9 protein-coding genes are annotated in these 12,260 nt (G+C 42.3%); all 9 read left to right on the top strand.

Translation table 11 applies throughout. The annotated features are described in order from the left end of the window. The first annotated feature begins 19 nt into the window (after positions 1-19). Positions 20-373 (top strand): HopJ type III effector protein, encoded by a 354-nt coding sequence (locus FHW88_RS09195; protein WP_176624791.1) that lies wholly within the window; start codon positions 20-22, stop codon positions 371-373. A gap of 135 nt (positions 374-508) precedes the next feature. Then, the gene (locus FHW88_RS09190; protein ID WP_176624789.1) at positions 509-1,174 is read left to right on the top strand and encodes an RNA polymerase sigma factor; all 666 of its coding nucleotides are present in this window, start codon (positions 509-511) and stop codon (positions 1,172-1,174) included. A gap of 64 nt (positions 1,175-1,238) precedes the next feature. After that, positions 1,239-2,258 carry a FecR family protein gene (locus FHW88_RS09185; RefSeq protein ID WP_176624786.1) on the top strand — a complete coding sequence of 340 codons (1,020 nt, stop codon included), beginning with the start codon at positions 1,239-1,241 and terminating at the stop codon, positions 2,256-2,258. 243 nt (positions 2,259-2,501) lie between these two features. Beyond that, on the top strand, positions 2,502-5,756 hold the full coding sequence (locus FHW88_RS09180) for a SusC/RagA family TonB-linked outer membrane protein (RefSeq protein ID WP_255485248.1): 3,255 nt from the start codon (positions 2,502-2,504) through the stop codon (positions 5,754-5,756). A 28-nt stretch (positions 5,757-5,784) separates the two neighbouring features. Further along, positions 5,785-7,443 carry a RagB/SusD family nutrient uptake outer membrane protein gene (locus FHW88_RS09175; RefSeq protein ID WP_112652357.1) on the top strand — a complete coding sequence of 553 codons (1,659 nt, stop codon included), beginning with the start codon at positions 5,785-5,787 and terminating at the stop codon, positions 7,441-7,443. A gap of 179 nt (positions 7,444-7,622) precedes the next feature. Continuing rightward, positions 7,623-8,345 carry a rhamnogalacturonan acetylesterase gene (locus FHW88_RS09170; RefSeq protein WP_255485247.1) on the top strand — a complete coding sequence of 241 codons (723 nt, stop codon included), beginning with the start codon at positions 7,623-7,625 and terminating at the stop codon, positions 8,343-8,345. Next, positions 8,335-9,990, top strand: a complete 1,656-nt coding sequence (locus tag FHW88_RS09165) for a glycoside hydrolase 43 family protein (protein ID WP_176624784.1) — start codon at positions 8,335-8,337, stop codon at positions 9,988-9,990. The genes FHW88_RS09170 and FHW88_RS09165 overlap by 11 nt, the downstream gene beginning before the upstream one ends. Positions 9,991-10,100: 110 nt before the next feature. Further along, positions 10,101-11,309 carry a glycoside hydrolase family 105 protein gene (locus tag FHW88_RS09160; protein WP_176624782.1) on the top strand — a complete coding sequence of 403 codons (1,209 nt, stop codon included), beginning with the start codon at positions 10,101-10,103 and terminating at the stop codon, positions 11,307-11,309. 109 nt (positions 11,310-11,418) lie between these two features. Next, on the top strand, positions 11,419-12,258 hold the full coding sequence (locus tag FHW88_RS09155) for a chromate resistance protein ChrB domain-containing protein (protein ID WP_090525779.1): 840 nt from the start codon (positions 11,419-11,421) through the stop codon (positions 12,256-12,258). The last annotated feature ends 2 nt before the right edge of the window (positions 12,259-12,260 follow it).

The raw sequence follows: 12,260 nt of genomic DNA, 5'->3' as shown, positions 1-12,260 counted from the left end.
TCGCAAAAATATTTTCTTAATGAAAGAACAACTGTCTGATCTACTTACCGCCCTAAAAGAGGGTACGGTTACATTTAATGAAGTTATTGAATTTATTGCCAATTATTATGAGCATCAGCCAACTGCATTTAAAAATGGCAATGTTTATAACGAAGCAGCACAAAACCAGGGCAGCGCCAGAGTTTTTGCTTTTGCTCAACTCAATAATCTAAGTGAGCCTGATACGCTTTATTTATTTGCGGAGCATTACAGGGCCGTACTGGCAAATCCAGATGGTACAGATCATCAAAATATCCGACAGTTTATGGCCTATGGCTGGCCGGGAATCAGGTTTGAAAGGGATGGACTTGTATTGAAGTCAGGACAGGTCTGAAGGAGGCCGTAAGATTCCGTTATCACTATATTTAGCAATAATTTAGGATATATCATTTAAGTATTGGTTGACCGGTACGGAGCGTATTATTAATTGTATTCTAAACAATCATTTATTCACTTACTTATTGATTATTTGAATAATAGATTGTTACTTTATGATTCCAATTATAATATTGCCTTGTTCAACAATTTGGGCTCATCCGATACAGGTGACGAAATATCAAATTCGCTGCACCAGCGTCTGTCATCGGGCGATGAGCTTGCTTTTAAGTTATTCTTCCAAAAAAACCAACCCCGGCTTTTCGCCTATATTTATAAAGTTGTCAAGTCTCGCGAAATTGCAGAAGAATTGGTGCTTGATATTTTTGTAAAGATCTGGTCGGCTAAAGAGATCTTAAGTGAAGTAGAAAATGTTGATGCTTTTCTTTACCGGATGGCTGTAAATAAATCACTCGACTTTTTACGTACGGCCACCCGCGAAAAAAAAATACAGCAGCTCCTTAACCAACACATGCTGTATGAGCAGGCAACTGCAGCCTCAAATCACGATTTTAAAGAATATAACCAGCATGTGATACATTGTTTGCAAATGCTTACTCAACAGCAACAATTGATACTCAATTTAAGCCGGGAAGAAGGGCTTACGCATGAGCAAATTGCTGATAAACTAAACCTGTCAAAAAACACGGTAAAAAATCACATTGTTACTGCTTTAAAAAAAATGCGCGAGTTTATAAAACACGGTCAACTATCCATCTTGCTTACAATCTCGTTTTTTTTTATTTTTTTTCAGATCTGATTAGTCCTCTCTTCTCTTTTTATCGTCATGTATATGAATTGGTTTTAAACCAGCCAAGTGCAGCATGTCAACAGCCTCTGTTTTTCGCATAAAATACTTATTTCAAAAATACCTGGACACCTCGTGTACTACAGAAGAGTTTAACGAACTTTTTGAGCTGATGGCCAAAGAGGAGAATTTGCCAGAAATTGAAGGTTTATTGGAGAAACTATGGGCCGATACTGAAATGAAACCTGATGCTGACGCAGAAGTCGTTCACCAGGAAGTTTTATACAATAAGTTGCTTGAGATTGTAAAAAAGGAAAAAAACGTTTACTCATTTCAAAAAAGAAGCTCCAAAACAATTATCCGTTCGGTTGCCGCTACCATTGCATTGTTAATATGCGCAGGCCTGTACTTTTTACACACAAGGCCTAAACCAATGCCCATGCAGGCCCGGGTAACACTATCAAACTCCGTCCGCCATGTGCACGAGATCAGGCTGACCGACGGAAGCGTAGTGACATTAAATAAGAACAGTCATTTAGATTACCCGGCAAAATTCACCGGGAAAACCCGCAAAGTATATTTAACCGGCGAAGCCTATTTCGATGTAAGGCATGATCCGCTTCACCCTTTCCTGGTGCATACAGGGCAAATTACAACCCGCGTGTTAGGTACGGCATTTAATATTAAATCGGCAGGCAGTTTGATCCAGGTAACGGTAACCCGTGGAAAAGTTAAAGTATCTACCCCTAAAAAAACCTTAGGCATTGTATTGCCCAATCATCAGATAAGTTATAACGAAATCAATAATCAATCTTCCATAGATATATTGAATGCCAAAACAACGGTACTTTGGAAAGAGACCGATTTGGTGATGGATCATATAACATTGAAAGAAGCCGCGGCCGTTTTAACAGAAAGATATGGTGTAAAAGTTATCCTTGATAACGAAAAGATAGGAAGCTGCCGTTTTAGCGCAACCTTCTTAAATACCACGGGGTTGGAACAGGTTATCAAAGTATTATCGCACCTGAATAATCTGAGCTATAAATGGAGTAAGGAAGGTGATGTTACGCTATCCGGTTCCGGCTGTGAATAATAACCAATTTTTTACCTCTTAAATAAAAAACCTATGAAACATTGATACTTTAAACCTTCCAGATTAAAAAAGCCCCGTTGCTTACGACTTCTCACATCATTCGGCGACAGGGCAAGTATTTAACCAATTATTATTAACCGATTAAAACCAATGCAAGTTATGAAAAAAACTCTTGCGTTTAAGCAATGGTGCACATTATCCGGTGCCTCTGCACGCCAATTTTTAAACACGTTCCGAAAAGTTATGCGATTCAGTTTTATGATCCTGTTGGTATTTCTGGTCTCCGGCCAATTGCTTTTAGCTTCCTCAAGCAAGGGTCAATCGCTGGATAAGATCAATGTCAGGCTGGAAGTGGGTAACGAAACGATAAAATCGGTAATCAAAAAAATTGAAAAGCAAACCAATTTGCGGTTTGCATACAAAGACAATGTCCTGTCACCCAACACCCGCGTTACCGTTTCTTCCCTCGACAAATCGGTAAAGGATATCCTTGACGAGCTTTTTGCCAACCGGGGAATTGGGTATAGCCAGATAGACAACAATATTATTTTGTTTAATACCACAACTGCAGGGCCTGCTGCGAGCAACAATGGGCAAATTGAAACAATAACCATAAATGGCAAAGTAACCGACGAAAAAGGCGAACCCCTGCCTGGTGTATCGGTAAGGATAAAAGACACTGATATCGGTGTAGCAACTAATGTTTCAGGCGATTTTACCATTACTGTTCCCAATGCCAATACCGTATTGGTATTTACTTTTTTAGGATTCAGGCCGTTAGAACAGAGTGTTAATGGCAAAACCTTTTTAAAGGTGGCTTTAGTTCCTTTAAGCAAATCGCTCGAAGAGGTGATTATTGTGGGTTATGGCGCGGTAAAAAAGAGGGATCTTACCGGTTCCGTTGTTTCTGTTAAGGGGGATGAGATCACCAAAGTTGCGGCATCAAATCCTATGGAAGCGCTTCAGGGAAAGGTTTCGGGTGTAGATATCGTGCGTACAAGCGGTGCTGCAGGTGCAAATGTAAGCGTAACTGTTCGGGGTAACCGGTCTCTATCTGCAGGTAACGGCCCGCTTTATATAGTCGACGGAATCCAGTACAGCAATTATGAAGATATCAATCAAAACGACATTGCATCAATGGAGTTTTTAAAGGATGCTTCATCAACCGCTATTTATGGTTCGCGCGGAGCAAACGGTGTAATTATAATTACAACAAAAAGAGGCAGCAGCGGGCAACCGAAAGTAGCTGCGGGTTCATACTATGGAATTTCGGATGTTGCAGGCTATCCGGTACCCATGACAGGGCCGCAATATGCAAACCTGAAACGTGAAAGCTTCAGAACTATCGGAACATGGAATTCCCCTGCCGACGATCCGAAAGTTTTTACCAGTGCAGGCGATCTGGCTGCAGTTCAAAGCGGCCTGTCATATTACTGGCCGGGATTTTTACTGCATAAAGGCTCCCAACAGGATTATAACGCCAGCGTTTCCGGTGGTAGTGAAAAAACAAAAGCTTACTTTTCTTTTGATTATTTTAAGGAAAAAGGGTTATACGCTAATGATTACTCAAACAGGTATACCCTGCGGTTAAATATAGATCACCAGTTATTCAAAGCTTTTAAAGTGGGGCTGCAAAGTCAGCTTGCTTATTATGATCAAAACCTTCGAAACGATGGGGTATTATCCATAGCCAATAAAATTATTCCTTATTTTAATCCGTATAATGCAGATGGTAGTATAGCTAAATTTCCGGGTAACGGTAACCAGGCCAATCCTCTTTTTGATGATGATGCATCCCAGTTTGTAAATAAAAACAAGATTACTCATTTGCTTTCAACCGCCTATGCAGAATGGAAGCCAATAAATGGTTTAACCATACGGTCAAATTTAGGTATCACACTATCTGGTTCACGAAACGGCCATTTTGAAAGTGCCAATACTATAAACCGGGCCTTATCTTCAGGGTCATTATCGTCAGTAACCAATTCAAACGAAACTAATTTGCTTTGGGAAAATATTATTACTTGGCAAAAGACAATAGCCAGGCATAGCGTAATTGTAACGGGTGTTACCAGTTATCAATCAAATGTTATGGACCAATCTGCAGCACAAGGCACCGGACAATTAATACCCGACCAATCTTTCTACGCGCTGCAAAACAATCCGTCTAACTTAAAAATATCAAGTAATTACGTTGGGCAACATTTAACTTCAGGAGCATTACGTTTAAATTATGCGTTTAAAGATAGGTATTTACTAACCCTCACCGGGCGTGCTGATGGTTCATCCGTATTGTCGTCGGGAAATAAATGGGCATTCTTCCCTTCGGCTGCCGCGGCCTGGCGTGTGGTTGATGAGGGATTTATGAAAACCCAAAACGTGTTTTCTGAGTTGAAATTACGTTTAAGCTATGGGGTTGCCGGCAATGCTGCTGTAAGCGCATACCAAACCCAAAGTAAGGCAGTGCTTATTCCATTTTCATGGAACGATATAACCGCGTTAGCATATGGCCTTGACCCCAATATCGGAAACCCTCAATTAAAGTGGGAGTTAACAGGAACCTTAAACGCCGGTATAGATTTCGGAATTTATAAAGACAGGGTTTCGGGCACTATAGATTATTATGATTCGCACACCAGGGATTTGTTATTGCCACAGCAATTACCTGCCTCAACAGGAGCGCAAAGAACATTGGCCAATGTTGGCAAAAGTCGTAATACAGGTATTGAGATTGCACTGAAAACCATTAACATCCAATCAGAAAGCTTTACATGGACATCCAATATCACCTATACACGCAATAAGGAACGCATCACTTATTTACCAAATGGTGTGAACGACCTTGCCAATGGCTGGTTTATAGGCTACCCGGTTGTATCTTTTTACGATTATCAAAAAACAGGTATCTGGCAAACATCTGAAGCCGCCCAGGCTGCAACTTATGGGTACAAGCCAGGTGATATTAAGGTTGCTGATTTAGATAATGACGGAAAGTTTACCACAACATTTGACCGTAAAATACTTGGCTCAGCTGTCCCAAGGTATAGCTTTGGCTTTAGCAACGATTTTAAATATAGGGGCTTCGATTTAAATGTGCAGGTATTTGGACGTATCGGGCAGATGTTCGTATCTCAATACGCATTGAAGTATGAGCCTAATGGAATTGAAAATGGCGCCAATGTAGACTATTGGACGCCGGAAAACCCAACAAACGCCTACCCAAGGCCAAGTGCCAATATCACAAAGGCATCAGAGCCATTTGCTTCAACCTTGGGCTATAAAGATGGTTCGTATGTTAAAATAAGGAACGCAACGCTTGGGTTTACCTTTCCCGCAAGTGTAACTAAACCCATCCATGTGTCTAATTTAAGAATCTATGTGAGCGCCAAAAACTTTGCGACCTTCTCAAAGATAAAAGATTATGATCCGGAAGGCGGTGGTTCATTTGACAGGCCACTTACTAAATTGTTCCTGGCCGGTGTAAACCTTTCTTTTTAACAAATACTAATATCTTAAAAAATATATTATGAAAAATTTACTAAAAAGTTGGGCGCTGCTGCTTATAGCCATTGCCACTTTATTTAGTGCCTGCAGCAAAAAGCTCGAAGAATATAACCCCAGTAATTTAACCGCTACAACAGTTTATACCAAAGCGGTAGGTTTTGAAACATTGGTTAATGCAGCCTATACCTATACCCGGTTTTGGTATGGGAAGGAAGAAGGGTACCTGGCCTCTGAAATGGGAACGGATATCTGGACGAGCGGTACCGGCGACCCATACCCAATGTTTACTCAATATATTAATTTACAAGGCACCGCAGACCCGCTGCCTTTATTGTGGAACAACTTGTATGCCGGTGTAAATTTATGCAATACGGGCATAGCCCAGATTGCTGCCGTTACAGATTATACGGCAGCCCAAAAATTGAACCGCGAAGCCGAGCTGCGTTTTTTAAGAGCATTTTATTACTGGCATATTGTTGAAACCTGGGGCGGTGTAAACTTTACCACCAAACCAACCGCAGGTGCCAATACAGAAGCTAATAAAACACCGGTTGAGACTTTTTATAAGCAGATATTTGAAGATCTTACATTTGCAGTAGCTAACCTGACTCCAACCACCACCGATTATGGACGGGCAACAGTGCCGGTAGCTAAAGCTTTTTTAGCACGGATGTACTTAACCCGGGGTATGAATGCCGAGGCATTTAACATGGCCGATGATGTGATTAAAAACTATAGCTATGTATTGCAGCCTAAATATGCTGATCTGTGGAATATGGGGAACCTGAAAAATAAGGAAGTGATTTGGGCCATTGATTATTCAACCAACCTGGCCAATAATGATCTTACCTCGGCAACATATCCAAACGGGCACTATCGGGGTTCAAACAACGGGCACTTACTATACCTGATGGTTTATGACCAGGTAAATTCAAGCCTGCTCGTCCGTGATATTCCAAACGGAAGGCCGTTTAACAGGTATATGCCCACTTTAGCTTATTTAAACATGTTTGATCAGCAAAATGATTCACGCTATGCCGGCTCCTTTCAGAGTGTTTGGTATGCTAACAAAGCAGGTACTTATAATGGTAATGCTGTTAAAGTTGGCGATACGGTTTGTTATACCCCTAATGCAACTATACCTGCAGCCTCGCAGAGCAGTAAATACGTTACTTATGACCTGTCCAAGGTATATAAATCAAATGGGGTACCTATTCAGCGTAAGTTTTATGTTTCTTTATCGAAATTTAAAGATTCAACACGCGCAAGTGTGGCTGAGGCCCAAAGTGCCCGCGATGTCTTTGTGATCAGGCTGGCCGAGATGTACCTGATTGCTGCCGAAGCAAAATTAAACCTGGGCGACCCGGGAACCGCGGCAACTTATATTAACGTACTCAGGACAAGGGCAGCAAAACCTGGTCATATAGCAGAAATGCAGATCATTCCCGCACAGGTTTCGCTCGATTTTATTTTGGACGAAAGAGCACGTGAGTTGGGCGGCGAACAGTTACGCTGGTTTGATTTGAAGCGGACGGGTAAATTGGCAAGCCGGATCCAGGCTATGAACCCGGACGCCGCAGCCAATTTCAAGCCATATGAATTGGTACGACCCATACCTCAGGGACAAATTGATGCCGTAACCAATAAAGATGTATTTAAACAAAACCCGGGCTATAATTAATTTGAAACGGTATAAAAGGGATCTGATAAATGATCCCTTTTTATAATTTTTGAGCCTGCTATAAGCATGCAACCGGAGAGAAAACATTTTGCTAAAAACGATATATGATGTATAGGAGTGGTAATATTAAAATTAAAGGCTTATTATTTATTTGTGTTTTAATAAGCGCGTTGTTGTTGATGTCTTTTCTGATTACTCCCAGCCATACCACCGTATACCTGGCGGGTGATTCAACAATGGCCAATAAGCAGCCAAAGGCATTTCCCGAGACAGGCTGGGGAATGCCTTTCAGTGCTTTTTTTGATAGTACGATAGTTGTTGACAACCGTGCGCAGAATGGCCGAAGCACCAAAACGTTTATTAGTGAAGGCTTATGGAGTTCTATTATCGGCAGTTTAAGGGAAGGCGATTATGTATTTATACAATTTGGCCATAATGATGAGGTGCCTACTAAAAAGAGCTATATCAATGAGCAGGGGTTCCGGGATAACTTAGCAAGGTTCATCCGCGAAACCAGGGAAAAAAAAGCAAACCCGGTATTGCTGACACCAGCAGCGCGAAGAAAGTTTGATACAACAGGAACCATAGTTGGCACACATGAAGTGTATTCGGCCATAGTGCGTAAACTGGCAGCAGAACAAAAGGTCCCGCTGATTGACCTGGACAGGGAAAGCCAGGCTTTATTGCAAAAACTCGGACCCGAAGGATCAAAAAAGTTGTTTAATTACCTTACTCCGGGAGAAAGTATTAACTATCCGGAAGGCCGGGCTGATGATACGCACTTTAGTAAGTTGGGAGCCCTGAAAATGGCCGAAATAGTTTTAGCAGGCATCCGGTCGTTAAAGCTTGGACTTACCCCGCATATCGCGCATTCAAATGTTAAACCTTTATATGAAAAATAAATTACTGTTCGTTACGCTATTAATTATAAACGGACAGGTTCTTGCGCAGCAAAAAAAAGGACTATCCGTAACTGGTGCCAATTATATCTCTAAAGTATGGGTGGCAGATCAGGGTAATGGCACCTATAAAAATCCGGTGATAAATGCCGATTATTCCGATCCTGACGCTATTCGCGTTGGCAACGATTTCTATCTTGTATCTTCAAGCTTTGAAGCAATTCCAGGTTTGCCTGTTTTGCATTCAAAAGATCTGGTTAACTGGAGCATCTTAGGTTACGCGTTATTGAAGCAGCCACCCTTTGATCATTTTGACGTACCGCGGCACGGCGATGGGGTTTGGGCTCCCGCCATCCGCTATTACCATAACGAATTTTATATTTATTATCCTGACCCTGATTTTGGCATTTACGTGGTAAAAGCAAAAAATCCCGCCGGCCCCTGGAGCAAACCCGTTATGGTAATGGAAGGCAAAGGTATAATAGATCCCTGCCCGCTGCTGGATAGCGACGGCAGCATGTACCTTGTGCACGGCTTTGCAGGAAGCCGGGCAGGTATAAAAAGCGTAATCGCTGTAAATAAATTAAATAATGACGGAACCAGGGTAGTTGACGATGGCGTGATTGTTTATGACGGACATGAAATGGACCCTACCATAGAAGGCCCGAAGTTTTATAAGCGTAACGGGTTTTACTACATTTTTGCTCCGGCAGGGGGCGTCCCCACAGGCTGGCAACTGGCGCTGCGTTCAAAAAATATCTATGGGCCATATGAGCGGCGGGTGGTAATGGATCAGGGGAAAAGTAGCATCAATGGCCCGCATCAGGGTGCATGGGTGGATACACCAACCGGAGAAGACTGGTTTCTACATTTTCAGGATAAGGGCGTTTATGGGCGCGTAGTGCATTTACAACCAATGATCTGGAAGGATAACTGGCCTGTTATTGGTGTGGATAAGGATGGTGATGGCAAAGGCGAACCGGTATTAACGTATAAAAAGCCCAATGTTGGTAAAATATTTCCGGTGAGCACTCCGCAGGAAAGTGACGAATTTAATACCATGTCTCCAGGCTTACAATGGCAATGGATAGCTAACGCGAAGCCCGTATGGATGTTTATGAACACCAATAAAGGCGCTTTGAGGCTTTATAGTTATCAACCCCCAAATGATCCCGCTAACCTGTGGTTTACGCCAAATGTGCTGTTACAAAAGTTTCCGGCTGATGAATTTATGGCTACTGCCAAAATCACCTTCACGCCTAACTTAAAGCTGGAGGGTGAAAAAACGGGACTTACCATTATGGGTTTCAGCTACGCTAATATAGCCATGCAAAGTAAAAAAGATGGCATATACCTGGTATTTACTACTTGTACGGAAGCAGATAAGGGCAAAAAGGAGCTGGAGGAAGTGATTACGAAGCTATCGTCACCAATTGTTTACCTGCGTGTTAAAGTAACGAAGAATGCCGTATGTAACTTCAGCTACAGCACCGATGGAATAGATTATAAAAGTACCGGCAGGCCATTTACGGCCGAGGCAGGCCGTTGGATTGGGGCCAAGATTGGCTTGTTTTGTACACGTACAAGCCAGATCAATGATTCGGGTTATGCTGATGTAGATTGGTTTAGGGTAACGCCTAATAATTAATACGATGTGTGAGCATATATTGGAACCGGTATCCATCAATTGTAAATCAACAATAAATAAAAATAAACGAAGATGATCCGGTTAGTTTATCATCACCAAAATAAATTTGTATGAGAAGTGATCAGCTTATAAAAAGGTGCCTGCTTGTTATTGCCATCCTTGCACAGTGTTCATTGATATTACAGGCTCAAAACAAGCAGCCTTATTCGCAGCGCATGGCACAAACGGTTATGACTATCTGGAAAGACAGCCTGACAACCGGCGACAAGTGGACTTATGACCAGGGCGTGATTTTGAAAGGCATAGAAGGCGTGTGGCAACAAACAGGCGACAAAAGATACTTCACCTATATACAGCAATGTATGGACAGATATGTTACGGCCGACGGCAATATCCGCACCTATCGGCAAGCTGATTATAATATAGATAACGTATTGTGCGGCCGTAATTTGTTGACGTTATATAAAGTGCTGGGTGCCAAAAAATACTATAAAGCGGCAACGTTGCTGCGTGAACAACTGCGGAAACAACCGCGTGTACCACAGGGAGGCTTTTGGCATAAAAACCGTTACCCAAACCAGATGTGGCTGGACGGTTTATATATGGGCGAGCCTTTTTATACTGAATATGCTGCCGCTTTTCATGAAGATACCGCATTTAATGATATAGCCAGGCAATTTATCCTGATGGAAGAAAAGGTCCGCGACACAAAAACCGGGCTGTTGTATCATGGCTGGGACCAAAGTAAAAAAGAACGTTGGGCTAACCCGGAAACCGGTCAGTCGCCTAATTTTTGGGGCCGGGCAATGGGTTGGTATGGGATGGCATTGGTTGATGTGCTTGATTATTTTCCGGCGCAGCATCCCAAACGCGTGGAGTTACTGGCAATACTTAACCGGTTTGCCGAGGCAATTGTTAAATATCAGGATGAAAATTCTGGCTTGTGGTACCAGGTACTTGACAAAGGTTACGCCAAAGGGAATTATCCGGAAGCATCGGCATCATGCATGTTTGTATATACCATGGCAAAAGCGGTGTGGCAGGGATACTTACAACCAAACTATTTACCCGCCATTAAAAAAGGCTACAACGGAATTATCAAAAAGTTTATTGAAACAGATGCAAATGGGCAGTTGAAGCTTAACGGCACCGTGAGTGTGTCGGGGCTTGGAGGGAAACCATACCGGGATGGAAGTTACGAGTATTATTTAAGCGAAAAGGTAATAACTAACGATGCTAAAGGTGTCGGCGCATTTATATTAGCCAGCGTTGAGGTAGAGCGCCTGGCCGATGTGTATAGCGGAATGATAAACCAATAATTCTGGTAGTCGAAAAAATCTTATGTATCATAATTATCACTAATTCCATTGCCGATTATAGGAATGGGGTCGCCACTAATATGCTTTAGATTTTTAACTTTGATCCACTATGAAATGGATCACGCGTGCCCGTCCTAAAATTGACCGTATTGCCTGCCCCTGGCTCATCAAACGCTTCATTGATCCTGAAGGTGAAATCATCTACGTTCCGTACGAGGAAGTGCTGGCGAAGGCAGCTGAACTGGATGCTATCCCCTTTGATATTCCCAATGTAGAATATACCCATTACGAAGATCAATGCACCTTTGATTATTTCCTTAAAAAACACCAGTTAAAAGATGCAGCTTTAAATCGACTGGCCTCAATAATCAGGGGCGCGGACACCGACCGTCACGATTTTGCGCCGCAATCAGCCGGTTTGGAAGCGGTATTTTCGGGGTTAAGGCATGATATTGCCGATGATCAGCAACTCCTGGCATTAGGCATGGTGATCTACGACGGACTATACAACTGGGCCAAATACCTCCATAAACAAAAACATACAGACGGGCCTGTTGAACAAAGGCTTATAGAGGTTTACCACCAGTACCTCAAAACTAAAGAAGATAAAAAAGCGCCATCCTGGACAAAGGAACTGAAAGAGATGATCCAGGACCAGATCGATACCAATATGAGCCTGAGCCTGCAACAGGCGTCTGAAGAGTTGGAAATCAATCCGGCCTATTTATCCAGGGAGTTTTCCAAATATTTTGAGAATATGAGCTTTGGCGATTATATCCGGAAAATGCGGATTGAAAAAGCCATTAACCTGATGGGGACCACCACCCACAGCTTCACAGAGATTGCTTACCTGACCGGATTTTCTGATCAGGGCCATTTTTCGAGGATTTTTAAACAGCATACGGGGCAAAGCCCTTCGGAGTATAAAAAAAGCCTGGCCAAAAAGTAAAA

This window comes from Mucilaginibacter sp. SG538B, from assembly GCF_013376065.1.
Classification (GTDB): domain Bacteria; phylum Bacteroidota; class Bacteroidia; order Sphingobacteriales; family Sphingobacteriaceae; genus Mucilaginibacter; species Mucilaginibacter rubeus.
This window is presented reverse-complemented; position numbering and strand designations above follow the sequence as displayed.